Origin of the sequence: Actinobaculum massiliense, assembly GCF_001457435.1 — a bacterium.
Lineage (GTDB): Bacteria > Actinomycetota > Actinomycetes > Actinomycetales > Actinomycetaceae > Actinobaculum > Actinobaculum massiliense.
Genome location: NZ_LN881717.1, coordinates 953029 through 976899 on the forward strand (window position 1 = coordinate 953029; position 23871 = coordinate 976899).

At 61.2% G+C, this 23871-nt stretch carries 18 protein-coding genes, 4 tRNA genes and 1 riboswitch; of the genes, 6 read left to right on the top strand and 16 right to left on the bottom strand.

Annotation, left to right across the window (positions count from 1 at the left end; translation table 11 throughout):
• Positions 1-93 precede the first annotated feature (93 nt).
• From pstB to BN2664_RS06060, 7 genes are all read right to left on the bottom strand, one after another.
• The gene (pstB, locus tag BN2664_RS06030; protein ID WP_007001091.1) at positions 94-873 is read right to left on the bottom strand and encodes a phosphate ABC transporter ATP-binding protein PstB; all 780 of its coding nucleotides are present in this window, start codon (positions 871-873) and stop codon (positions 94-96) included.
• A gap of 69 nt (positions 874-942) precedes the next feature.
• Entirely contained in the window at positions 943-2196 is a 1254-nt protein-coding gene (gene pstA, locus BN2664_RS06035; RefSeq protein WP_007001090.1) for a phosphate ABC transporter permease PstA, read from the bottom strand.
• Between the two features lie 10 nt (positions 2197-2206).
• Positions 2207-3286: a phosphate ABC transporter permease subunit PstC gene (gene pstC / locus BN2664_RS06040; protein ID WP_007001089.1), complete on the bottom strand. Its 1080-nt coding sequence runs from the start codon at positions 3284-3286 to the stop codon at positions 2207-2209.
• Positions 3287-3359: 73 nt separating this feature from the next.
• On the bottom strand, positions 3360-4484 hold the full coding sequence (pstS, locus tag BN2664_RS06045) for a phosphate ABC transporter substrate-binding protein PstS (RefSeq protein ID WP_040317245.1): 1125 nt from the start codon (positions 4482-4484) through the stop codon (positions 3360-3362).
• Positions 4485-4727: 243 nt separating this feature from the next.
• A complete protein-coding gene (locus BN2664_RS06050) occupies positions 4728-5789 on the bottom strand; it encodes a histidine phosphatase family protein (protein ID WP_007001087.1) in 1062 nt (353 codons plus the stop codon).
• A gap of 112 nt (positions 5790-5901) precedes the next feature.
• Positions 5902-9087 (bottom strand): RNA degradosome polyphosphate kinase, encoded by a 3186-nt coding sequence (locus BN2664_RS06055; RefSeq protein WP_007001086.1) that lies wholly within the window; start codon positions 9085-9087, stop codon positions 5902-5904.
• A gap of 122 nt (positions 9088-9209) precedes the next feature.
• The gene (locus BN2664_RS06060) at positions 9210-9830 is read right to left on the bottom strand and encodes a hypothetical protein (protein WP_007001085.1); all 621 of its coding nucleotides are present in this window, start codon (positions 9828-9830) and stop codon (positions 9210-9212) included.
• Between the two features lie 371 nt (positions 9831-10201).
• Here BN2664_RS06060 and BN2664_RS06065 point away from each other — a divergent pair.
• Positions 10202-10277 (top strand) — tRNA-Lys (locus BN2664_RS06065).
• A 350-nt stretch (positions 10278-10627) separates the two neighbouring features.
• Here the strand turns inward: BN2664_RS06065 and BN2664_RS06070 are convergent.
• Positions 10628-10978, bottom strand: a complete 351-nt coding sequence (locus BN2664_RS06070; protein ID WP_007001084.1) for a DMT family transporter — start codon at positions 10976-10978, stop codon at positions 10628-10630.
• Positions 10979-11293, bottom strand: coding sequence for a DMT family transporter (locus BN2664_RS06075; RefSeq protein WP_007001083.1), 315 nt, complete (start codon positions 11291-11293; stop codon positions 10979-10981).
• A gap of 27 nt (positions 11294-11320) precedes the next feature.
• A riboswitch (guanidine-III (ykkC-III) riboswitch) is annotated at positions 11321-11385 on the bottom strand.
• 93 nt (positions 11386-11478) lie between these two features.
• Between BN2664_RS06075 and BN2664_RS06080 the strand changes: the two genes are divergently transcribed.
• Entirely contained in the window at positions 11479-12210 is a 732-nt protein-coding gene (locus BN2664_RS06080) for a hypothetical protein (RefSeq protein ID WP_007001082.1), read from the top strand.
• Between the two features lie 127 nt (positions 12211-12337).
• Complete coding sequence (locus BN2664_RS06085; RefSeq protein ID WP_007001081.1) at positions 12338-12649, top strand: hypothetical protein; 312 nt, start codon at positions 12338-12340, stop codon at positions 12647-12649.
• 188 nt (positions 12650-12837) lie between these two features.
• On the opposite strand, the gene BN2664_RS06090 is transcribed toward BN2664_RS06085, so the two are convergent.
• The 6 genes from BN2664_RS06090 to BN2664_RS06115 all read right to left on the bottom strand — a co-directional run bounded on the left by BN2664_RS06090 (position 12838) and on the right by BN2664_RS06115 (position 20370).
• On the bottom strand, positions 12838-14406 hold the full coding sequence (locus BN2664_RS06090) for an AI-2E family transporter (RefSeq protein ID WP_007001080.1): 1569 nt from the start codon (positions 14404-14406) through the stop codon (positions 12838-12840).
• A gap of 76 nt (positions 14407-14482) precedes the next feature.
• Positions 14483-15433, bottom strand: a complete 951-nt coding sequence (locus BN2664_RS06095) for an EamA family transporter (protein ID WP_007001079.1) — start codon at positions 15431-15433, stop codon at positions 14483-14485.
• Positions 15434-15435: 2 nt separating this feature from the next.
• Positions 15436-16371, bottom strand: a complete 936-nt coding sequence (locus tag BN2664_RS06100) for an AEC family transporter (RefSeq protein WP_007001078.1) — start codon at positions 16369-16371, stop codon at positions 15436-15438.
• Between the two features lie 175 nt (positions 16372-16546).
• Positions 16547-17341: an endonuclease/exonuclease/phosphatase family protein gene (locus BN2664_RS06105; RefSeq protein ID WP_007001077.1), complete on the bottom strand. Its 795-nt coding sequence runs from the start codon at positions 17339-17341 to the stop codon at positions 16547-16549.
• Between the two features lie 200 nt (positions 17342-17541).
• A complete protein-coding gene (msrB, locus tag BN2664_RS06110) occupies positions 17542-17949 on the bottom strand; it encodes a peptide-methionine (R)-S-oxide reductase MsrB (RefSeq protein ID WP_007001076.1) in 408 nt (135 codons plus the stop codon).
• Positions 17950-18063: 114 nt separating this feature from the next.
• Complete coding sequence (locus tag BN2664_RS06115) at positions 18064-20370, bottom strand: mechanosensitive ion channel family protein (protein ID WP_051014110.1); 2307 nt, start codon at positions 20368-20370, stop codon at positions 18064-18066.
• A 173-nt stretch (positions 20371-20543) separates the two neighbouring features.
• On the opposite strand from BN2664_RS06115, the gene BN2664_RS06120 reads away from it, so the two are divergent.
• The 3 genes from BN2664_RS06120 (at position 20544) to BN2664_RS06130 (ending at position 20858) form a co-directional block, all read left to right on the top strand.
• Positions 20544-20616 (top strand) — tRNA-Glu (locus BN2664_RS06120).
• 58 nt (positions 20617-20674) lie between these two features.
• Positions 20675-20748, top strand: a tRNA-Asp gene (locus BN2664_RS06125).
• A 37-nt stretch (positions 20749-20785) separates the two neighbouring features.
• A tRNA-Phe gene (locus tag BN2664_RS06130) sits at positions 20786-20858 on the top strand.
• Between the two features lie 264 nt (positions 20859-21122).
• Here BN2664_RS06130 and BN2664_RS06135 read toward each other — a convergent pair.
• Positions 21123-23852: an MSCRAMM family protein gene (locus BN2664_RS06135; RefSeq protein WP_007001074.1), complete on the bottom strand. Its 2730-nt coding sequence runs from the start codon at positions 23850-23852 to the stop codon at positions 21123-21125.
• Positions 23853-23871 lie beyond the last annotated feature (19 nt).

The following is a 23871-nucleotide window of genomic DNA, read 5'->3' on the forward strand; positions in this document are numbered from 1 at the left end:
GCCCGGGTTAACAAACGCCCACGTAGAGGCAGGGACACAACTACCTCTACGCGGGCGTGAGAAAACGAGTAGCTGGGGTGCTACCCGAGCTTTTTAGCCGAAGCGGCCCGAGACGTAATCTTCCGTCTCAGAGTTAGACGGATTGGAGAAAATCTTCTCGGTGTCGTCGAACTCAATCAGGTGGCCCGGCTTGCCGGTTCCTTCAATATTGAAGAAGCCCGTCATTTCCGAAACACGCGCGGCCTGCTGCATATTGTGGGTCACGATCACGATCGTGAAGTCCTTGCGGAGTTCGATCATGAGGTCCTCAATAGCCAGGGTCGAGATCGGGTCAAGCGCGGAGCACGGCTCGTCCATAAGAAGAACTTCCGGCTCCACCGCGATGGCGCGAGCAATGCATAGACGCTGCTGCTGACCACCGGAAAGCGAGGCGCCCGGGCGATCCAGACGATCCTTGACCTCTTCCCAGAGGTTGGCGCCGCGCAGGGAGCGCTCCACGATTTCCTCGGCGTCGGCCTTCTTCACTTTCTCATTGTTGAGGCGATAGCCAGCCAGAACGTTGTCCTTGATGGTCATGGTGGGGAACGGGTTGGGGCGCTGGAACACCATGCCCACGTGCCCGCGCACCGAAACCGGATCAACGTTCGGAGCGTAGATGTCCTGGCCGTCGATCTCCACCGAGCCGGTCACGTAAGCGCCGTTCTGCACTTCGTGCATGCGGTTGAGCGAACGCAGGAAGGTGGACTTGCCACAACCGGAGGGCCCAATCAAAGCCGTGATCGAGTTCGGACGAATGTGTACGTTCACGCCCTCGACGGCAAGAAAGTCGCCGTAGTAAATATTTTCGTCGCGGACGACGATTCCTTTAGTCACTTTTGGTCCTTTCGTTTCCGTGCCGGGAGCTACGGCGTCGTCGTGAAACCATAGCCACCCGGTTCGGAACTAGCGAGTCTTCGGGGCGAACACCTTCGCGATAATCCGCGCGATGAGGTTGAGTACGAGGACGATGATCACCAGCACGAGCGCGCCACCCCAGGCGTACTCCATCATTCCGCGCTGGAACATCGAGTAGACGAACACCGGGAGCGTCATCACCGGTCCGTTGACCAGCGAGTAGTTGAAGCCGTCCGGCGACGATGCGGTAATCATAAGCGGTGCGGACTCGCCAATCACGCGGGCCAGCGCGATAACGCAACCGGAAACAATGCCCGGCAACGCGGTACGCAGAACCACCTTGACGATCGTGCGAGACTTGGTGACGCCCAGCGCGTAGGACGCTTCACGCAGTTCGTCGGAAACAATGCGGAGCATTTCTTCCGTGTTACGAACGACGATCGGGGTCATCAGAACCACGAGGGCGACGGCGCCCATCAGGCCGTTGCGGTGGCCGAGGCCGGGGGCAATCACGCCCACGAACGCGGCCGCGAACAAACCGGCGACGATCGAGGGGATACCGGTCATAATGTCCACCAGGAACGTTACGACCTTGCCGAACCATCCGCCGCGGTAGTACTCCACCAGGTATACGGCCGTGAGGATTCCGAGCGGAATCGCGATAAGGGCCGTGGTGCCCGTAATGATGAGCGTTCCAACCACCGCGTGGCCGAGGCCGGGTTGCGCGCCAGCGGCGGACATACCCACCATCGAGTTGTTGAGGAAGCTGTAGCTCATGGCCGGGATGGCGTTTTGGACCACCGCCCAGAGCAGCGAGATGAGCGGGACCACCGCGATCACAAAGGCGGAGGCAATGACGATCCCCGCCATGCGGTCGCTACCGCCGCGCTTTCCTTCCACCTGGTAGGAAACAATCCGCATAATCACCAGGAAGATGAGGTAGCCGACGACGGCGATGCCCACCAGTGATTCGGTCTTGAACGCGAACTTGAACAGGAGGTAGGTCACCAGCCAGCAGGCAATAAGTACTCCGAGCGAGAAGCCCTTGGGGAGGCGCTTAAGCGTGCCGGTGCGGAAATCAACGCCGTCGGAACCGGACTTGCCGGAATCCTTCGCGCGCTTACCCGCGGCCGGCTTCGGCTCGGATTCGGTGGCCACCTTGTCGTTAGCCGCCGTTTCCGCCAAAGCGGTGGTGGGCAGACCGGGCTGCTCTCCGCCGGCCGGGGGCATTGCACCGCCCTGGCCGGGGGCCGTTGGCTCAGATTCCGGGATCGAACCCTTTGCAATATCTTCGTTTGCCATGGGTTCCTCCTTACTTCACGCTGGTGCGCGCCACGATTCGGCGCGCGCCCCAGTTGACGATGAATGTGAGCACGAACAGCAGGAAGCCGATTCCTACCAGTACCTGGCTCGGCAGACCCGGAGCGGCCTCCGGGAAGTTGAGCGCAATCTGGGAGGCGATGGTCGAATGCTGGCCGGGAGACATAATCGCGAAGTTCACGGCCAAGCCCGGCGAGAGCACCATCAACAGGGCCATTGTTTCACCGAGTGCGCGGCCCAAACCGAGCATGGAAGCGGACGAAATACCCGAGCGTCCCATCGGAAGAACCGTCATCTTGATCATTTCCCAGCGCGTCGCGCCCAGGCCAAGCGCTGCCTCTTCGAGCAGGCGCGGGGTCTGCAAGAAGACTTCACGGCACAGCGAGGTGATGATCGGGATGATCATAATCGCCAGAACCAGGCCGCCCATCAGGATGTTTCGTGCCGGCGGTACGAAGTTCACTAGATCGGGCTGCAAAGGCCACCAGTCGAAGCGGGCCAGACCGTTTTCTTCACCCATGAACGGAACGTAATCGACCCACCACTGCAGGATTGGGCCCAGGGCGCTTTCAATCCAATCAAAGATTGGCCGAATCATCGGCTCCAGTGTGCGGATGCCCCACAGGCCGAACACCACGGAGGGGATCGCCGCCAGCAGATCGATAATGTAGCCCAGGCCAGTTGCGAACCGGCGCGAGGCGTAGTGCGAAATAAACAGAGCGATACCGATGGAAAGCGGCACCGCTACCAGCAGGGCGATGAGCGAAGCCAGGATCGTGCCAAAGAGCGCCGCCCCGGCGTACTGCCAGAAATTCAAACCCTGCGTGAACGAGGCTCCCTTACGAATCTCTTCCGAGGTGGCGAGATACGCGGGGTAGGACTCCACCAGAAGGAAAATGAAGACAGCACCCAGGGTGAGAATAATCAGGATGCCGGCTCCGTAGGCAAAGCCTTTGAATGTTGCGTCAGCGCGGCCACGCGCGCGCCGACTGCCGAAGGTAACAGTAGATTTCTGTTCCTTACCACCACTACCTTTTTCGGCCTTCGGGGAGGCCCCGGGCGTATTCGCCACTGGAACCTCCCCGGCAGTGTTATCGAGTTCAGTCATTGACTATCGATATTCACTTATTGGCTGACCGAATCGCTTACTTGATGGTGTCGATCGCGGCCTGGGCCTCCTTGCGGAGGGTGTCCGAAATCGGGGCGTTACCACCGTTAGCCTCAGCAGCATACTTCTGGCCCTCTTCCGAAACCACGTAGGTGAAGAACTCCTTCACCAGGCTGGCGGTGTTGGCATCCTTGTACTGCTGGCAGGCTGCCAGGTAGGAGATCATAACCACGGGGTAGGCGTCCTTGATGGAGCCGTCGCGCACCAACTCAACCGTCAGGCGGGTGTCGGTGGCGTCCTCGGTGGCGGGCGAACCGTCAACGATGGCCGCGGCTGCCTCGGGGGTCGGGCCCACGAAGTCATCACCGACGGAGACCTTGGCGGCCTTCAGCGACTTGATCTGCGAGTAGTCGGCGTAGGTGATGGCGCCTTCCGTGGAGGAGGCGAGGGTGACGACGCCGGAGGTGCCCTGACCGGACTGGGTGCCCGTCACGGGCCAGGTGTCAGACGGCTCGTAGGTCCAGGCGCTCGGAGCGGCCTCGGCGAGGTACTGCTGGAAGTTCTCAGAGGTACCGGAATCGTCGGAGCGGTTCACCGGAATAATGTCCAGATCCGGAAGCTCAACGCCGGGGTTAGCCTCGGCGATCTCGGCGTCGTTCCACTTGGTGATCTTCTGATCGAAGATCTTGGCAACCGTCTCAGACTTGAGGTTCAGTTCCTCAACACCCGGGAGATTGTAAGCAATCGCGATCGGGGAGATGTAAACCGGGAGCTCGAGCATAACGTCCGAAGCGCACTGGTTGTTCTTGCCAACCTGGGCACGCTCTTCGGCCTTGAAGATCGAGTCAGAACCGGCGTAGGAAACATCGCCCGCGAGGAACTGCTCGCGGCCGGTGCCGGAACCGGTCGATTCGTAGTTGACCGTGACGCCGCTTTCCTTGGCCTGGAAGCCGTCGCGCCACGCCTGCTGAGCGTTGACCTGCGAGGAAGCGCCGGAACCGTTGATCGTGCCCGAAACACCGGATCCGGAATTGCTGGCAGCGGCAGAGGTTGCTTCGGTCGCGGCCTGGTTGGTCGCCTTACTACCGTCTGCGTTACCACCGCAGGCGGAAAGAGTCAGAGCGACAGCGGTTGCGGCGGCAAGTGCCGAAAACTTCTTCATCTTCACAGTTGTGTCCTTGCGTGTCAGGGAGCGCCCGTTTATGCGCTCGCTGAATGCAACCGTAAAAAGCGCGGGTTACGATCCGAGACATTTAAAGTAAACAGTTGGTTAACGACGCTGTTCCCTCTGTCACATCGGCTAAATTCCGCCAATTTCTCTCCAATTTGCCCCACCGGCTCGGCGCGGTCAACGCATTCGCCCGGCCCCGCGCAAACAGCTGCTTCGCGCGCGCTTCACGCCCACTTAATCGGGTGAGACCGGCCGATAGCGCTCGGCGGCCACCACCGTCGAACCAATCAGATGCATCACCAGGATTTCGCCAGTCTTCAGGTACGGATCCTTGCGGGGAATTTTCTTCTGCACCGCGGAGTTCGAATGCTCCAGCACCGCGTCAAGCACGCCCGGCAAAGTGGGCCGATGTAGGGAAGCTGCGGTGGGCACCCCCGAGGTGCCAAGCAGCTTGTGGATCTTCCGCACCGCTTTTTTCGAGCTCTTCTTGTAGGAAGCCTCGGTAAGCTCCGGCGCCATTTGGATTTCCAGACCGGTGCGCTCCGCGTAGGGCGCCAGCGTATCTATACATCGTTTCCAGGGTGAGGAAACCAGTTCTTCCACCCCGTAATTTGCCAGGTCATAGGCGATTTCGGCGGCTCGTTCCGCCCCTTGCGGAGTGAGCGGGCGCGTCTCCTCCGGCCCCTTCCACACCGACCGCTTACGGGCCCGCGCGTGGCGCACCAAAAGCACCGCCCGGGTATAAAATTCCTCGTGTTTGTAGAGCTTGAGGGCCTTACCCACCAGTTTCGATTCGCCCTTCAGCGCCAGTTCCTCCTGCGCATCCTCGGCGGTAATCCACCGCGCCTGCACCGGGCTGGAGTTCTTCAAATAACGCGGCCGATCGCGGCGTAGCGCAATGATGGGATGGTCCTCCCCCACCTCCTGCGCGAGCCAGTAGTAGGTGGAGGTTTTCCCCGGTTTTCCGGGTTTTTGCGAGCTTTCTTTCCGGGTATCTTCTTCCTCGCCCGACGCCGCCTGCGCGGCCTCGGTTTCTTCGCTGCCCTCAATGCGCTCGGCTATATCCGGCGCCACGCTGGCCTTAATCGAGAACGAGCCGAGGGGGCGGCGTAGCGCGACGCCCACCCCGGCCAGTACCGCCGCGCTACGAACGGCGGCGTCGCGAAAACCCTCATTGGGCTCCAGGCGAGCGGAAGGAAGCACCAGGCCGGCCTCGGTTTCTATCACCAAAAACTCAAGGTGCTTCTTACCGTGGCGCCACACCAGGCACCCCGCCGCGTCGCTACGCTTACCCATGCCAGTTCACCCCGCTGTGATCACTTCTTCGCTACTTTCCCCCATACGGAAGCGTTTTCATTTTTTGATAACGGAAGCGGGCTATCTTCCGGTTTTGGCTCGTCGAGCTCGGCTAATTCTTCGACCCGGAGACCTTCGAACGAGCCTGGCGCATGAGCAATTCCTGGATGTCCACTAGCGGGCGACCCTTGCGGGTTTGGTTCACGCGCACCCAGCCATCGGGGCGGAGGCGCCACGAGCTGGTGGAATCCGCGGTGGCAACGTCAATCAGCTCCACTAGCCGGTCAATATGATCCGGATCTTGCACCTTAATCAGCGCTTCAATTCGCCGATCCAAGTTGCGGTGCATAAGGTCCGCCGAGCCAATCCACACGTCGGTATCGCCGTCGTTGTGGAAGGCGTAGATACGCGAGTGCTCCAGGTAGCGGCCCAGAATCGAGCGCACCTTGATGTTCTCGGAAAGGCCCGGGATGCCGGCGCGCACCCCGCAAATCCCGCGCACCTGGATATCCACCGGCACGCTCGCTTGCGAGGCTCGGTACAGGGCGTCAATGGTGGTCTCATCGATAATCGAGTTGCACTTGATCTTGATCCAGGCAGGCTTGCCGGCGTTCTTATTGGCGATTTCGCGCTCAATGCGTTCAATCAGGCCGGAGCGAATGCCGGTGGGCGCCACCAGAAGGCGGTGGAAAGTGGCCGCCGGGGCGTAGCCGGAAAGCTGGTTGAACAACCGGGTAAGGTCCTGGCCCACATTGCGGTCGCAGGTGAACAGGCCAATATCCTCGTAACCGCGGGCCGTCTTCGGATTGTAATTACCCGTGCCCACGTGGCAGTAGCGGCGCAACCCGTCAGCTTCCTGGCGCACTACCAGGCACAGTTTGCAGTGAGTCTTGAGGCCCACCATGCCGTACACCACGTGTACGCCGGAGCGCTCCAGTTTGCGCGCCCAACCAATATTGCGCTCCTCATCGAAGCGCGCCTTGATCTCCACCACGGCCAACACCTGCTTGCCAGCGCGGGCGGCTTGGATCAGCGCGTCAATAATCGGCGAATCGCCGGAGGTTCGGTAGAGGGTCTGCTTGATTGCGAGCACCCGCGGATCGGCTGCGGCCTGGGAAATAAAGGCCTGCACCGAGGTAGAGAATGACTCGTAGGGATGCTGCACCAGTACTTCGCGCTCGCGTATCTTCTTGAACAGATCCGCCGAATGCGCCGACTCCGCATCGGTGAGGCCCGGGGGCGTAATCGGCACAAACTTCGGGTACTTCAGGGCCGGGCGATCCATGCCGTGGAACAGCTCCAGACTGGTCAAATCAAGCGGGGTGGGAAGCTTGTAAACGTCCCGCTCGGAGATGTCCATTTCCTTCATGAGGAACTTGAGGACGCCCGGATCCATGTTCTCGTCCACTTCCATCCGGACCACTGGCCCGAACCGCCGCCGAATCAGCTCCTTCTCCAGCGCGGTGAGCAGGTTTTCGGCGTCGTCCTCCTCCACCTCGAGGTCCTCGTTACGAGTTACCCGGAAGGTCGAGTAGTCAATAATCTCCATGCCCGGGAAGAGCTCGGCCAGGTGTTCCCCAATGAGGTCCTCCAGCGGCAGGAACCGGGTGGGCCCGTTCTTCTCCGCCGGCACGGTTTCAGGCTGATAGGCGTGGCCGTCCTCGTCCAACGCGATGAAGCGCGGCAGGATATCCGGCACCTTCACGCGCGCGAACATCGTGGTGCCCGCAGAATTCTTCACCCGCACCGCGAGGTTGAGCGACAGGCCCGAAATATACGGGAAGGGGTGAGAGGGGTCGACGGCGAGGGGCGTGAGCACGGGGAAGATATTCGAGCGGAAGAACTTCGAGAAGAGCTTGCGTTCGGATTTCGAGAAGCCGTCCCAGTGCTCGATTTCGATGCCCTGCTCAGCCATTTTCGGGGCGACGTCGTCGAGGAAAACGCGCGCTTGGCGTGCCGTCAGATCGTGGGTGCGAGCCGCGATTCCGGCCATGACCTGGCGCGGCGTAAGGCCGGAGGCGGCGGTGACGGCAATGCCGGAGCGAATGCGGCGCTTCAGGCCCGCCACGCGCACCATAAAGAATTCGTCCAAATTCGAAGTGAAAATCGAGAGGAACCAGGCGCGCTCCAGGAGCGGAAGCGATTGGTCTTCGGCTTGCTCCAGCACACGCTCATTGAAGGCGAGCCAGGAGAGCTCGCGATCGGCCAAGCGTCCTTCCGGAAGGCGTGATTCCTCCGGGGCCTTAGCGGAGCGCTTGGCTTCCGCCCGGGCCTCCTTTGCCATTTCCGTCAGCGATTTGGTGGAAACCGGCGAGCCGAGACGGGCCGCAACCGAGAAGCTTTCGGCCACCGGCTCGTCCTCTTCTTCGGCGGCCTTCGCCCGCCGTGCCGATTCAGCGAGCGGAGCGACGACGTCGTAAAGCACGTGGCGCTGCGCCTCGGTGTACCCCGCGTTTTGGTACACCTTCACCGCGGCCTCGTTTTCTGCGTCCACGTAAAGGGTCGATTTCTTGAATCCCTGCTTTTCGGCAGTCGCGAGCGCGCGGGCAGTAAGCGCGGTGCCCAGGCCCTTGCCGCGGAATTCGGGGGCGACGCCGAGCACGTACAGCTCTAGCGCCTCGCCGGCCGGCTTGAGCCAGACGAAACCGACGAGGTTGCCTTCGGACTTCGCCACCAGGAGTAGCTCCGGGGAGAACCAATCTTCTTGCATCCGTGCATCGAAATCTTCGCGCGTTAGTGCGCCCTGCTCCGGGTGGCTCGCGAACGCTTGCGCGTTGAGATCCACCAGAGAAGCGAAATCGGTAGCCGAATTAAACGGCGAGACGACGACGCCCGGAACTTGCTCCGGTTCTGGCAACTGCGATGCCCCGGACTCTTCGCCTTGGCTAGGTTCGGCTCCTTCGCCGTCACCGGGTAGGGCGCGCTCGAGCACCAGGAGTGTGCGTCCGGCGTCGAGCCCTTCCTTTTCCGCGATATGCTCCGCCACCGGCAGGTTACCGTGCGCCCAGAACGCCGTTTCCCCCGCGTCTTTGGCCGCGCGCACCAGCTCGGTTCCCAGGCCCAGCCCGCGCGCGTCCGGCAACACCGCCAGCTCCACGGTCCCGTTGCGGCCGCGGTGGGCGATTCCGGCCACCGGCTCGCCAATCGTCCACACCATTGAGGAGGCCGCCTGGGACTCCACATCCAAAAGCGTTTGCTCGTTGAACGGTGCCACGCCGTCCGCATCCTCGGCTTCTTTCGCTATATGCCTGAGGATCTGGGCCGTATCCTGCGTTACTCGCCCGGATGCTATCTCCATATCGCTTACCCCTTCGGTGCGGTCGTGATCTTCCTACAGTCTAACTTTTGGGAGGTATTAAATTTTTGCCGGTTTCCCGGGGTGGAGTGCGTTTTATTCCAACAACTCGCTCTGCCCGGGTTTTACTCCAGCAATCCGCGCTCCGCCTGCGCGCCGGCAATGCGGAACTCCTCGCTGGTTTCAATCAGAGCCCGATCCCGGCGGGTCACATCAGTAGCGAGCGGATGGCCATCCGCATCAATCCACTCCGGATCGATTTCACCAATCATGTCGGTAATCCGTGCCGATTGCGCCAGGAGCTGGGCAAAGTCGGCGTCGTACCCACCGGAGAACACCGCATTCCAGCCCTCTTCAACCTCTTGCGGCGAAGGGGTCATGGAAATCTTCTGTTCGCCGTCGGCTCCCTGCGCGCGCAGCGCCTCGATAGCGGCGCTCCAACGGCGCTTCACCTCATCCGGGTAGCGGCGAATCCACTCGCGGAGCAGATAGCCGCGCCAGAGCGCGCCCGGCAGCGAATCCTCGGGGGAGCGAATCCAGGACTCGGCGACGACGTCTACACCCTCCTCGCGGATAAGCTCGAGCACCCGCTCGCGCACTTCGCGGTCGGCGTCCGTGGTTTCAAAGGGCAGAAGGGCCTGCGCAGACGTGTGCGCGAGCTCGGAGTTGTAGGCGACGTCCCCCTCGCCCTGAATCGACTCGAGCTGATCCGGCTTGATCTGGGCCGGCCTGCGGAACTTCGCCATGATGCCTCCTCACTCGCGGCGCCCGCCATTCTTGGGCGGGAGCCATTTTTATGCGCGTCCTCGACTCGATCTCCGGGCCGGCGCCGCGGCGCTACTCCCGGCGATTTTGTCGCTTATGCCACTCCCTATTCTCGCTCATTTCACGCGGTCACGTATCAAAAGTTTGCTCTGAACAAGCTCGCTTACGGAAAACACCTCCGCCTTGCAGTGGCGATTCACGCGGCTCGCCCATGAGCGAGGGCGCTACCCGCAAACGCACAGATGCACCGCTCGCGACACAACACGAGCGCGGCTCGCGTGCACGTAAAATGAGACCGGTTCAACCCTTCACATTTTTCACAGTCGGGTGAACAGAAGCTAAACTGTCCGGTGGGCCTCTAGCTCCAATGGTAGAGCACTGGACTTTTAATCCATGGGTTGTGGGTTCGAATCCCACGGGGCCTACCAGGCTTTCGCCCGGAAACACAACGAAAAGTGCTTCCGGGCGAAAACATTTAAGGCCGGCGTGGAACGTATGTGGAGCAAGACACCAGGACTCCGGAAACCGCGGAAAAACGCCTTTAAACGGCGGAAATCAGCCTCTTTCCGAGGGGACAAAAAGGGGACAACAATGAGGCAGTCAAACCCGCGAGCGCTTCGCCGCATGACATTTGCATGCCATATACATGGCATTGAAAAGTGCTGACTGCCTAGGCAGTGCTTAGGTTGTACCTAGAGATTCGCTCTCGACCTCCTCGTTGCCCCAGCCTTGCCCAACGAAACCATTTTGTGGCAACGTGGCTTAGCTTCCAGCGTTTCTAGCCGCGCCGCTCGCCATCCTTTGGTTGTTTCCCACGGTCCGCCAGCTGCAGACCCACCACGGCGAGGATAATTCCGGCGAGGAACACGGCTTTGGCCGGGTTAAGAGTTTCGGACTGGGTGATCACCGCGTAGGTGACCGTCAGCGCCGCGCCAACGCCGGTCCACACCGCGTAGGCGGTGCCGAGCGGAATTTCTTGAATCGCGTGGGACAGCCCCCAGACCGATCCGACCATGGCAATCACAAACACTAAGGTCGGCGCCAACTCCGAAAACCCATTGGACTGGCCCAAGGCGGTAGCCCAGACCGCTTCCAGAACCGCCGAGGCTAATAAAACCACCCAGGGCATTTAGCTCACCGCCTTCAGGCCCACCACGCACCCAATGAGGAGCGCGAGGAGCGCGGCTTTCACCCAACTGGCACGCTCCAGGCCGGTGACCCAGCTGTAGACCACGGTGCAGGTGGCGCCTATTCCAACCCAGACGGCATACGCGGTGCCGGTGGGGATGGTTTGCATTGCATAGCCCAGCCCGAGCACGGAAATGATTGAGGCAACGACGAAAACGATCACCGGCAAAGCGCGCCGGAAATGCTTGGAGCGCTCTAGCGCCGCCGCCCACACCGTCTCGAGCATCCCAGAAAGAATCAGGACGATCCAGTTCATTACTTTCCAATTTCGCGCAGAAATTGCTCCGAGTCAGTCTTTTCGCTGTGCGGGTACTGCTCCCTCGTCCGCGAGGCCGGAAACGCCTCTGGGCGAAACCCTAACATTTTCGCCCGCCGGCGATCTCGCCTGCGGCGCATACCACCAGCGGAAGAATCGCCAGTTATGCGGGTACGCTAAGCGGCATGAGCAATCCTCGCATTGAAATTCGTGATCTCGCGCAGGGCAGCACGCCGCTCCCCGCCATCACAATTAGCAACGACCTCCACCTCGTCGCTGGTTTTGAGGAAATCGGAACCGACCTCGGCCAGCGCCTTCTCCTCGCGCCGGTGAACACCGCCGAGCTTTCGAGCGACCTGCCGGTCGCGTTCCTGGAGACTTCTCTCGGTTTCTTCGACGACGCCGAAGCGGACGCCCCCGAATCGGGCCAGCAGATTTCTTTGGCCTTCCTCGCAGACGCCATTTTTGCCCTGGGAAGCGCACGTTTCCGCGCGGATAAATTCGACGGCACGGTACTGCAGGCCGTTCCGGTGCGGCCCGGTTTGATCGAAGCGCGATCGATCCCGCGAGTCATCCCCGCCGAACTGGCGGATCGCGAGGACTCCGGCGCGCAATTCCCCCGCGTACCCGATGGGCTACCCGATGCCTGGCATACCCCGGTAGGCCGTTTCACGGAGGAATACGAGACCCGCGCGCAGGCAGTGGTGCGCGAGCTTGAAAAACGCAATCTGCAGCCGGAATTCTGGTGGGCAGGTAGCGAGGACGGCGAGGTCATTGCGGCCGCGCTCAGCCCCTCGCAAAATCTCCTCATTGATATTGAGGAGCCGTCCACCCAAGACGATCTGGACGCCGCAATCCGCGACGGCAAACTCGGCGACTGGATTGACGACGAGATCCGCCACCTCACCGAAGATTAGTTAACCGCTTCCCAACCTGGCATTTTTTGCCTAGCCTCCAACTGAGGGCACAACCGTGCATTGCAGTTGGTAGCTGCGTATTGGCAGCCTCACAGTGGGGCACAACCGGCCAAGGAGAGAAGGAGCCATGCAGGAAGATCACAACGAAGAAGGCGTAGGCGAAGGCTGGATCTCCGGCTACGGCTGGCACACTGATCCCTCCAGCGGCAAGTCCTATTGGGGCCCACCGCCCTCGCCCGAAGGGCGCGGGCGGTCGATGCACTGGAGCATGATCATCATCATGGTGCTGTTCGGAATCGTCTGCCTGACGCTCATCATTCGAATGTTCGGCGGTTTCTCCAATAACGACCCCGGCCCCGAATCCACCGGAAACCAGCAGGCTTCCGTGATTTTGCCGCTCGGCCCGGCCGGGGCCGCGCCCGGCTCGCTAGAACTCTAGCCTTAGGTAGCGGCAATTAACCGCGGGCCAGCCCCGCGCCCGGCTCGCCCGGACTTTTTGGGCAGCGGCAATTAACCGCCAGCCGGCCCTGCTCCCTGCTCGCCCGCATTTTCGGATTTAAATACATACCGGCCGGAGTGGAGGCCTCGCCTCTACTCCGGCCGGTTTTGCACCTCTACCGATTAGCTCTAATCCTCGTTGCCGATCCGATTGCCCTTGACCTCGCGCGGCGGCGCCGAGATTCCGGTGCCATCGCTTTCGTCTTCAAATCCGGCCACGCCCCGCGTTCCGGGGCCGCCCAAACCGCCAATCTCGATACCGTCGGTTTGCGAAACGCTCGGGTCATCCGCATCGCTATCGGGATGCATCGGTTCAAATTCCACGGTTCCCTCCAGTGAAACTCCCGCTCCGGTACCTCCCAGCATCTCGCTTGCCGGCCGAGCGGTGACGGGCGAAACCGCCTCTTCCGCCGCCTCATTGAGGTCCTTCGAGGCCTTGTCCACCAGCTGCTTGGCCAGCGAGGTACCCGGGATATTTCGCAGCTCCAGGCGCGGAAGCGCTTTGAGGGCTTGATCCGGCGTCGGGCGAAGAACCTTGTACACCTCCCAAATAATCGAGATAAGCGGGATAACGAGGATCGCGCCCAGGATGCCGGCAACGAAAGTCGCCCCGGTAACGGCCAAGGCAATCACCACCGGGTGGAGGGAAACCTGGTGACCCATAATGATGGGCTGAAGCAAGTGGCCTTCGACCTGCCCAATAAGCGCCACGCCCAGCAAAACCACCAGGGCAATAACGGGGCCCTGGGTAGCGAGAGCAACCAGTGCGGCGACGATCATGGCCAGCGGCGCACCGATAATCGGAATAAACGCGCCGATAAAGACCAGCACAGCCAGCGGCGCGGCCAGCGGAACGCCGCAGGCCAGAAGCAAGATGAAGGCGAGCACGCCGTCGCAGAAGCCAATAATAATCGTCCCGCGCGCGTAGCCGGAGAACGTGTACCAGCCCGCCGAGGCGGCGGCGTGAGTGCGCAGGCGCACCGAGGAGGGGAGCAGGTTGATGAACCAAAGCCACATATTTCGGCCGGTTGCCATAAAGAAGACGGAGCAGAAAATCGCCAGCGCCAGGAGGGTAAAGAAGAGGAAGACCGCGGAGGCCTGGGACAGCGCGCTGGTGGCGATAGTCCCCGCATTGGTTTGCAACCATTCAATGCCGCGGTCAATGAGGGCGTCCATCTCCTGGGAGAGCTCTTCCGCGGTGGCGTCCACCGGCAAGGGGCCGTCCGCCACCCACTCTAAGATCCCCTGCAGGCCGCGGCTCATCTGCTCCGCCATGGATTCCCACTGCGCCGCCACCGAGGTCACGATCCAGGTGATAATGCCCAGGAAAAGCGCCAGGAAGCCAATTAGCGAGATTCCGGTGGCAGCTCCGCGCGGCATAATTCGCGACAGCCCGCGCACCAGCGGATTCAACAGCGCCGTGATAACACCGGCGAGGAACACCGCCACCAGCACCCACTGCACCGCCGAGGCCATGTGGAAGATTCCCCAGATCGCAATGCCGACCGCAATCAGCAGAATCGCAGAGACGCCCCACGAGACCAGCACCGGCTGGACACCCTTAAACCCAATTTCTACGTGGGTTACCGGAGCCGCGTTCGGCGCGGCCATAGCGGAGGTTTGCGGCTCGAAGTCGCGCTTGTCTTGCTCGGAATCGGTCCGCGTAACCGCGTTCTTGACGCGTGAAAAAATCCCCATAGTGCACCTCATTTCTGCTCACATCCTACGTTGTGTACACCCGCGCGGCGCCCGTATCCACGGCCGCACGGGTTTGTTAAAGTTCCTCGCCGCCGCTGCTCGCCCTTCCTCGCCGACGACGCCGCTCACCCTTGCGCCTAAGCGAGCTAGGAAGTGAAGCCAGGGCCACCGCCACTGAAATACACGTCAAGCCGGCAAGCTGGCCCACATTGGGGACCTGCCCCAGGGTGATTAGGCCAGCGAGCATCGAGGTGGCGGGAAGTAGCGCCGCGAGGAGTGAGAACATCGAGGCGGAGACTCCGGCGAGGATCACCTGCTCAATAGCAAAGGGGATCACGGAAGACATCAGGGCCACGAGCACCAGCGTCCCGGCGGCTTTCGCATCGGTAGCCAGGGGCGCAAAGCCCGGAATACCAATCGGAGCGTAGACGATCGTCGCCGCCGCCATACCGATAGCGAGGCGATTGAGCCCGTTCCCCTGCGCCGCACCGCGCCGGCCGAGCCCTATGTACCCGGCCCAAAATACCCCGGAAAGCAAAGCGCATCCCACTCCGATTTGCACCGATTTTTCGGTCAAATCCACACCCGCCCAGGAAATCGAGAAAACACCGAGTAGCGCAAAAACGCTCCCCAGCCAGGTGCGCCAGCCGCGCCCGGCCACCACGGCAAGGACCACCGGCCCCAAGTATTCAAGCGAAACTGCTGTTCCGAGCGGAATATGTTCCAAGGCCGCATAGAAAACCATGTTCATGCCGCCCAGGACGATCCCGAAAATCGAAGCACTCCGGATGAAGTGCCAGTCAATTCGGCCATCCGCTCCCCGCGGGCGCGGGCGGCGCCACAGCAAGAGGATGAGGGCCGAAAGCGCGATTCTCCCCCAGGCCACAGAAAACGATCCGGCGGTAGCGAACAGGGTAACGGCAATCCCGGCCCCGATATATTCCACCAGCCCTTCGCCGAGGAACATTGCTGGCGCCCATTTCGCTTGCCAGGGGCGCTTTTGCCCGGTCACGTCAACTTCGCCCATCTCTACACAACCCCCGCGGCCCGGAAAAGGGTGGAAATAACCAGCATGACTGCCAGGCACAGCCCGGTGGTGATAAGTATCGAGTCGCGAGCGAGGTCCACGTCAGAGTTGTAGCGATGCGCGTAGACAAAAATATTATTTGCCGTGGGGAATGCTCCCACGATGGTGATGGAGAGCAGATGGTGGCCGGTAACTCCCATAGCGCTGCCGAGGAGGAAAACCGTAAGCGGCCCGGCCAGGCAGCGAAGCGCGACGGCGAGGAAAAGCGCGCCGGATTCTCGCCCGAGGCGCGGCACATGGGCACCGCGAATTGAGATCCCCATGGCCATGAGGATGATCGGCACATTCGCTTGGCCGAGCATTCGCGCCGGCCCGGCAACGACGTCGGGAATCGTCCAACCCGCTACCGACACGACGAGGCCGGCGAGAACGGCCAGGAGAAGCGGATTTCTCAGGCGGGTGAGGAGCGTGCGCCAAATGCCCGCGCCTTCGCGACCGGTTTGGTGGTCGAGGATCGCGAAGAAGACCGGAACCATCACCACGATCTGGAAAAGCAAGATGGGGGCGGCGGTGGAGGCGTCGTTCGTGATCGCCAAAAGCAGGGCGATGCCGAGGTTTCCGACGTTCGTATAGGAGGCGGCGAGGGTGCCGATAGTGAGTTTCGTGCCGCGGATGTTGAGGAGGTAGCGTCCAACGACGCCGTAGAGACAGGCAATGAGGGTCGCGGAAAGAATATTTGCCAACGAGCCGCGGCTAAAGAACATACTCGGGTCGGATTCTCCAACCGTCATGAAGAGGAGCGCCGGCAGGGTGGAATTGAAGGCGATCTGCGTCAGGGTGCGATCTACCCCAGGCTGCACCACTTTTACTCTGGCAAGCAGGTAGCCCGTGAGAATACAGAAAATAATGATCCAGAAGGATAACAACGCACTCGTCATACTCGGCAAAGTCTAGACTTGCCCGGTGACTTTTGGGCGGTTATATCCCCCGCAAATGCGCTAAAGATCGAGCTAATAGATCTCAATTAGTGGCGAAACGCCGCACCTGCCCGCAAATGCGCCGAGCCCAAACGCCAGCGCCGATCGCACGGCAAGCGGAGAGCCAAGTCAAGGGTTAGAAAACGACGTTGGCGCGTAGAGCTCGATGGTCGGAAATCCCCATATATACGGCCTCGGCGCTACGGGCTTGGCCGCCTTGCACGAGGATGTGGTCAATCTGAGCGGTCGGGGCGGTGGCGGGATAGGTGTCCGCCTCGGCCATTGAGTCGTAGCCGGTCAGAGCGAGCGGTCGCTCCCCGCGAATATTGAGATCGCCAAGGATCAGCCGCGGTGCCTGCATTTTCCCGTTCCGGCGCGCGAAGCCGTCAAGCGTCCCGGAGACAGTCCGCAACTGGGAATCCTGTAGCACCGGAGTGAACGCGATATGGGTTGCGGCCACCAGAATCGGCCCGTCGGGGCTGAGGATCTCTGCCAAAATTGCTCGCCGTGGCATTTCTCCCAAGCCGATCTTGGTGCGCAAGGTTTTCAGCCACGAGCCGTTCGGGTCTTGGAGTGGAAGCTCGATCATTTCCCTCGCCCCGATGGGGTAGCGGGAGGCTAGGGCGATCCCGTTGCCCTTCAGGTCGACGTCGTTTTTCGGCTGGCCCGTCAGCGTTTTGCCGCCACGGAGAGGCAGGAAGATCACATCGGTGAATTTACCCAGCGCAACGATGGGGTTGACGAGGGAGCCGGAGGCCACGGGCTCTTTGACTTCCTGCAGGGCGAGGATATCGGCGTTGAGACGCCCGAGCACGCGCGCGGCCGAGGATACCTGTTCGCGTTGCCAGGCAACCTTGTGCATTCCTCCCGGGGCTTTCGCCGTCGGCGTGCCCTTCTGGAGATTCGCGGTAACAACGTGAATGCTCGCCATTCCTCATCATCCTTAAAACTCGGGCCGCGCGGTGCGCAGCCCGCCCTATCGATGCATTTGGTTTATTTTCTCATAAACTACCCGGGCACCCGACCAATTCAGCGAGGAGACCGCACCGATTCGTCCCCGAAAACCGGGGTAGTGCCGCTTGTAGCTCCGGATATTCTTCACGGAGGCCCAAGACGGCCAGGTATGGCCGGCTACTTTTCCTCGTTAGGCGCGAAAGAGAGCGCGACCGAGTTCATGCAGTACCGCTGGCCGGTGGGGGTTTGCGGGGCGTCTGGGAAGACGTGCCCCAGATGCGACTGACACTTGGCGCATCGCACCTCCACCCGGGGGTAGCCCAGCTTGTAGTCCACATCGGTGGTCACGGCATCCGAACTGGAAGGATCGTAAAAGCTCGGCCAGCCGCACCCAGAATCAAACTTCGTCTGCGAGCGGAAGAGCTCCGCACCGCACGCCTTGCACGAGTACACGCCCTCACGATTCTCCTCAAGCAGTTCACCCGACCAGGGGGCTTCCGTGCCTGCTTTACGCAATACGTCAAATTCGGCCGGTGCCAGAACCCGCGCCCACTCCTCGTCGGTCTGCGGCAACATATCTGCCATTTCTTGCCTCTCTTTCTTCCTCGTCTACGGTTTGGTATGCCCGGGTAGGCCGATTCATAAGCCTGCCCAGAGTTTTGCCCGCGGCCACGCGCCCAAGGCCACGCGCCCGGGGCGCTACTTTTTCTCTTCCGGCTCCACCGCGTCCATCACCGCGGTGCGGCCGCCTAATCCCTCGCCGGATTCATCTATCAAACCATTATGCCGCGCAGCGGTGCGTTCGCGCTCTTCCAGCACTTCTTCGCCCGGACCCGCGTACTCGCGCCCGCGGCTCTCGTTCTTCTCCGATCCGGTAAACAAGGAGGCCTCGTGGCCGGCCTTGACCTGGGTATCGGTAGGAGCGGTCTTTACCGCCGGTTGGCCGGTATCTGCCGCGTCCACCTGATTCACGCCCGACGCTCCCGCCCGAGTTTCCGATCCGGGCTGGCCGCCAGCCACCGGGCGCGCCGTGGCGTCCTCAACCCGCAAATCCGGATGCACGCCTTGCGGGTTCTCTTGCTCGAGCTCATAGGCACGCCCTGGCTCCGGGCGGCGCTGGTGTTCGGCTTCGGTCCGCGGCTTTTCACCTGGCGTATAAGACCTCGGCAGGTGACGCTCGGCAATCGGGATCCGCTTAGGAGCCGTGGCCATGATCTCGGAGGGTCGCATGAGCTTGGTTTCCGCGGTGAGCCGGGCTCCCTCCGCGCTGCCGCCACTCCGGGATTCTTCAGCCCTTCCGCGCGGTTTCCGGTTCTCGCGCGCTACTTGGCCTTGCTTGCCCCTACGCTTCCCATCGGCGGCTTTACGGCCCGCACTACGGGCGGCGTTCTTCCCGCGCCCTGATTTGCCGCGCGCGGCGTTCTTCCGCCGGGACTTTGAGCGCCGATGCCGCTCGACGGCTTCGACATCCGCGCCCAGGCCAATATCGGTGGTATCGAGATCCAACTCATCCTCATCATCGCTGGAAAGCCAGATCTTCCTCCGCCACGAAGGATCAAGGCCGTCTTCCACAGCCGGGCCTTCCTCCGCTACGCCGGCCGGCTCACCCGCTGAAGCACTAAGAGACCCGTCCGCCGGGCCGCCCGCCAACCCGCCTTCGGCCGCACCGGTGCCGAGCACGCCGGCTACCTCAGCTCGGTCCGCCCCTTCACCTGCCACCTCGCCAGAGTGGAGTACATAGATCTCCTGGCTGTGGTCCGCTTCCTCAGCACTGCGCGGCCGCGCCCCTTCGCTCACATAGAAACGCTGGCGCGGCATTGACTCTGGCGAATGCTCCTGCAACCACCGCAACAGCTGCTCACGCACGTAGAACTGCAGATCAAACATTTCGCCAGCACTATTGGCGGAAACCTGAGCGCTGACCTTGATAATGCCGTTGTCCACGCTTGTCACCTGGAGAACCCCAGTTTCGCCATTCCACAGGTCCGTGGATTGCAGAATGGCATTGAGCTCCGCGCGGATGGCATTAATCGGAGCTTGCCAATCCAGATCGAATTGCACCGTGCCCGTCATTTCCGGCACGCGACGGGTCCAGTTTTCGAAAGTCGTCGTCGTCATTTGCGACGACGGCACAATGAGGCGGCGACCATTCCACACCTTGAGCACCACGTAGGTTAGGGTGATCTCTTCAACGGTTGCCGTAATTTCTTTCCAGACGATGAGGTCATTGACGCGGAGAGAATCGGAAAAGGCGAGTTGCAGGCCCGCGAATACATTGCCCAGGGTGGACTGGGCGGCAATACCGGCGATCACCGAGATCAGGCCGGCGGAGGCGAGGAGCGAAGCGCCAAAGGCCCGCGCCGTCGGGAAGGTGAGAAGCGCCGCCGAAATCGCGATCACCACGATGATGACGTTGATCAGCCGCCGCAGAATCTGGAGCTGAGTTTGCACGCGCCGATAGCGAGTTTCGGCAACCTCTTTAATGAGTTGCAGATAGCCGTGGGAAAAGCCGTTGACGGCTCCCACCGCGAGCCAGCCAATGCTGAGGATGAGCGAGATGAGGAGGAGGTGAGAGAGGCCGTCGTAATAGCTTGGCTGTTCGGCATCCGTCAGGCCCCGACCGTAGAGGCGTAGCGAAAGCCAACCGCCCAGGATCGCCAGCGTGACGAACATCGGCACGCGCGCACCTTTGACGGTCATGAGCATTGCGGTACTTCGCCGCAGAGCCACTCGCAGGATCGAAACAATCACAACCGCCAGAAGCAAGCCCACGGCTACACCAATCGCCACCACCGCGACGACCTGGCCGAACTCCACGGTGTTCTCTACCGCGGCCGCCGCGGCCGTCTCGAGATCGCTAGCGCTGGGAGAATCCGAAGGAGACGGGGTCTCTGCCAGCACTTGACGCAACGGAAGGGAAACGGGCACCGCCGCTCGCGGCCCCGCCTCCAAAGAAGCCAGGCTCCCCGCTGAGCCGCTGAGCATTGAAATGAGTCCTGCGTGCATATCCCTATGGTAGGTGGTCGCTCCGATACGAATTTGGCGATGTCGCTGGCGGCGATAAAGGGCCAGCGCCTGGTGATGGACAACACGCCGCAAAAGTTTGCGCGCCCGGCAGTTTTCTCCGTAAGCTATTACCCGTTCCCTCGACAGGAAACATGCGAACTTAGGTTCGTGGAGCCCCCATCGTCTAGAGGCCTAGGACGCTGGACTTTCACTCCGGTAACACGGGTTCGAATCCCGTTGGGGGTACTGCAAGATTCGTCTTGCAAAGGAGCTTCGGCTTCTGTAATATGGTGCTTCTGCACATGGCCCTGTAGCGCAGTTGGTTAGCGCGCCGCCCTGTCACGGCGGAGGTCGCGGGTTCAAGTCCCGTCAGGGTCGCGACGAAAATCCCGGGAAACCGGGTTTTTCTCTCTCTGGCTCTGTAGCTCAGTTGGGAGAGCGTCTGTCTGAAGAACAGAAGGTCACCGGATCGACGCCGGTCGGAGCCACTGGAAAACCCGCGAGAAATCGCGGGTTTTTTGTTTTATCTGCCCGATCGCCTAAGGCTCCTCTACCGCTCGACATCCGGGCACGGCGGCTAACTACCCTAACTTTCGCCAGCCACTCAATGTCTAAGCGCATTGGCCAATCATCCTGAGCCTCATCGGCTACTCGGAATCTACAATGGCTACGCCGCTTCGCGCTCCCCAAAAGGAGAGTGCGGGACGGTTTACCCGCCCCGCACTCAGAACTGTTCGATGATCAGATCGCTGCTAGACGATCGCGTTACGACGCCGCCGCTGTTTCCTCAGCCAGAGGGAGATCCCCAAGGCCGTAGCCGCTAGAAGCGTAGCTCCTCCCCCGTAGCGGAAGATGTCTTCCCCAAGCCCGCCAGTGAGGGGCAAAGCCGGCCCTTCCTGGCGGTAGTTGATAATGCCACCGAGGGTGATGGCCGCGAACTGATTCTTCGCGCGGTCATCGAGGTAGTACTTCGCATCAGCGACAAAGTACTTGGATTCATCGGTCAGGCGGTAGCCAGCCGGCGCTTTCTTCTCGCTGAGCTTGTAGGAACCCCACGGAAGATTTTCCACCCGGAAGAACCCACCGCGCGGGTCCTTATCAGACCCGGTGCACTCGGTAGCCGATGTAGCCTCGCAGTCGGCAATCGCGTCTAGCCCCGCCATGGGATCGCCTCCGTTGGTACCCGCGGCACCATTCGCGCCGCCGCTCACGAGCTCGAGCTTCCATTCAGAACCCGCCAAGTGCCTATCCGAGGAATCCGTCTTTTCCCAGGTTACCGTGCGCGGCTTGCGGTGATTAGCTACCAGAACAGTCTTGGTATCCTCAGCTACCTGGAAGCGTAACGGCTTCTCGGGAGCGCGATAGCCCCAGAGAGGCGTCTCCTGGACCAGGTAGGTCTTACCAACCTCTAGCGCCTCCCAGGTCGCCTCGCCCCGCTGATCCGTCTTTGCCGAATCTACGGAAGCATTCTGACGTACGGGAACAAAAGCGCCGTCGCACTTACTGTCGGCGTTTTCATCCGCGCACACCCGCAGGGTAACGTCCTTTAGCCGCGCACTGTTCGGAACGTTAATGTCTCCGCTCTGCGCAGGGCTCCAGGCGTCCGCGTCGTATTTAAGGAAGGTAACGGGCTTCGTTTTCACCGCGGGTTTGTTCGTTACCGTGCAGGTGAGTTGCCCGGAAGTTTCTGGAGCAACAAACTGGGCACTGAAAACACCGTCCTTTATCTTCCCGCCTGAAACAGCAACCGTACTTTTATCCGCGTTACTGCACTGCACGACCGGCTCGTAATCTTCCAATTTCGACGCCGAACCTGCTGCCATCTTTTCTTCCACCACATAGGTGCGTCCATCCTGACGCAAGATGGCGGTCGATTCTCCCGAAGTGGTCGAGGTTCCCGACGTCGTCACCGAGGTTCTCTGGCCTTCCGGAGTCAATCCAGCCGCACCCTGCGCGTCGCGCACGGTCACCGTGAATTGATCGCGCGCGTCAATACGCTTCTCAATATTCTTTTGCACGGCCAGGGTTGATACGCTCTGCGGGCAACCTTCGAGGTCGACAATCTTTGAGTCTCCCCACTTCCAATTATTCTTATCGGCACCCGCCGCGAACGCTGATGGAGCCGGGCTCGTAAAGACAGGATTCCCCCCATTTGCAAACTTCCCGGTCGTTAGATCGAGCGAATAAATCACTCCTCGGTCGCCACCAGGCCCAGAGAAGAATCCGGAAACATAGATCTTCCCGCCGCGCACAGGAGCTACGCCGCCCGCGGGGGTGAAGCGGGGAGTGACCGCATCAACGCTACGAAACAGAACCGGATTCAACGCCGGCACCTGGTCAATATTCTCATTTATATTGAACCGGGGGACTCTCATGCCCTTCCGCTTGGGGTGAACCACCGTCGCACCAGGATTGAAGCGCCGACCGTTCTGCACGGCTTGCTCGTATTGCTGAGCGGTCAAGCGGTACACCTTGATGCGCGTGGTCGTGTTACCACCGCTGTGAATGGTCCCTTCTTGCGCCATTGAGAGGATGTAAAAGTTTCCCTGCGCATCGAAGAACATGTCTGAGAAAACCGTAGACGAAACTTGCCCCGGATCGCTGATATACCCAAGACGAATCACCTGCCGAGAGGTCGGGTCATAGGCGAGGAGTTTGAGCTTAGCTTCATAGGGCTTACGGTTCGCGCCCTTATTCTGGGCGTCGCCCACCATGAGGTAACGCCCTTGCGGATCAATGGTGCCACCCTTAATCGGCATTCGCGGGTTTTGCAGTTCGAATCCCTCGTTTGGGGTATAGCCACCCTTGCCAACCCTGTCCATTCGCCCGTGCATAATCCAGGTCTGCGGATTGGCACCCGGGGTGGTAAGCCCGGCCAATTCGGTGTGCCACATGGTGCCGTCAGGTGCGATGCCGAGTGCGTCGTAGCCTAGGTTTACGGTAGAAACATTTCGGTCGCGCCATTCGATATTGCCGTGCCATTTATTATCGGAGAGCGCGTTCGGGTTGCCGGTCCCGATTTCGTGGATCTCGCCCACGCCCGAACCGATGGTGTAAAAGCCGTGATTTGCAGGGCACACCGGCATCGTTGCCGCGGAAGCATTGACCGCATCGCGCAAAAGGTCTTCGGAAAAACTTGGCTCGGCGGACCGTTCCATCATCCGCGCGTCGATTTCCGCATCTGAGTCCGCATCCACCTCGGAGCTACCACTCCCGCCAGCCCGGGCGGCCTCGCTCGCGTCCGTTGCGGGAGCGGCGGGCTGCGAGCCCTCGGGCGCTTCCCGGCCGGTACTAGCGGCTTCCCCCTCGGCCGTGCCGGATTCGCCGGCGACAGCGGCGGCGGCGTCGCTTTCCTGCGACGCCTCGGAGCCAGCTAGGGGAGCCGAATACGCGGGCACTGGCAACATTTGAAACCCGCAGGCGAGGGCGAGGGCCACAGCGCCGACCCGCTTTGCCAGGCAGTTTTTCAAATCTCCGAACATAGCCGGACCTCCAGTTAGT

Excerpts from the sequence above, each read along its gene's own strand:
- pstA (WP_007001090.1), bottom strand. The coding sequence starts at position 2,196 with ATGGCAAACGAAGATATTGCAAAGGGTTCGATCCCGGAATCTGAGCCA.
- pstS (WP_040317245.1), bottom strand. The coding sequence starts at position 4,484 with ATGAAGAAGTTTTCGGCACTTGCCGCCGCAACCGCTGTCGCTCTGACT.
- BN2664_RS06050 (WP_007001087.1), bottom strand. The coding sequence starts at position 5,789 with ATGGGTAAGCGTAGCGACGCGGCGGGGTGCCTGGTGTGGCGCCACGGT.
- BN2664_RS06055 (WP_007001086.1), bottom strand. The coding sequence starts at position 9,087 with ATGGAGATAGCATCCGGGCGAGTAACGCAGGATACGGCCCAGATCCTC.
- BN2664_RS06060 (WP_007001085.1), bottom strand. The coding sequence starts at position 9,830 with ATGGCGAAGTTCCGCAGGCCGGCCCAGATCAAGCCGGATCAGCTCGAG.
- BN2664_RS06070 (WP_007001084.1), bottom strand. The coding sequence starts at position 10,978 with ATGCCCTGGGTGGTTTTATTAGCCTCGGCGGTTCTGGAAGCGGTCTGG.
- BN2664_RS06075 (WP_007001083.1), bottom strand. The coding sequence starts at position 11,293 with ATGAACTGGATCGTCCTGATTCTTTCTGGGATGCTCGAGACGGTGTGG.
- BN2664_RS06080 (WP_007001082.1), top strand. The coding sequence starts at position 11,479 with ATGAGCAATCCTCGCATTGAAATTCGTGATCTCGCGCAGGGCAGCACG.
- BN2664_RS06085 (WP_007001081.1), top strand. The coding sequence starts at position 12,338 with ATGCAGGAAGATCACAACGAAGAAGGCGTAGGCGAAGGCTGGATCTCC.
- BN2664_RS06090 (WP_007001080.1), bottom strand. The coding sequence starts at position 14,406 with ATGGGGATTTTTTCACGCGTCAAGAACGCGGTTACGCGGACCGATTCC.
- BN2664_RS06095 (WP_007001079.1), bottom strand. The coding sequence starts at position 15,433 with ATGGGCGAAGTTGACGTGACCGGGCAAAAGCGCCCCTGGCAAGCGAAA.
- BN2664_RS06100 (WP_007001078.1), bottom strand. The coding sequence starts at position 16,371 with ATGACGAGTGCGTTGTTATCCTTCTGGATCATTATTTTCTGTATTCTC.
- BN2664_RS06105 (WP_007001077.1), bottom strand. The coding sequence starts at position 17,341 with ATGGCGAGCATTCACGTTGTTACCGCGAATCTCCAGAAGGGCACGCCG.
- msrB (WP_007001076.1), bottom strand. The coding sequence starts at position 17,949 with ATGGCAGATATGTTGCCGCAGACCGACGAGGAGTGGGCGCGGGTTCTG.
- BN2664_RS06115 (WP_051014110.1), bottom strand. The coding sequence starts at position 20,370 with ATGCACGCAGGACTCATTTCAATGCTCAGCGGCTCAGCGGGGAGCCTG.
- BN2664_RS06135 (WP_007001074.1), bottom strand. The coding sequence starts at position 23,852 with ATGTTCGGAGATTTGAAAAACTGCCTGGCAAAGCGGGTCGGCGCTGTG.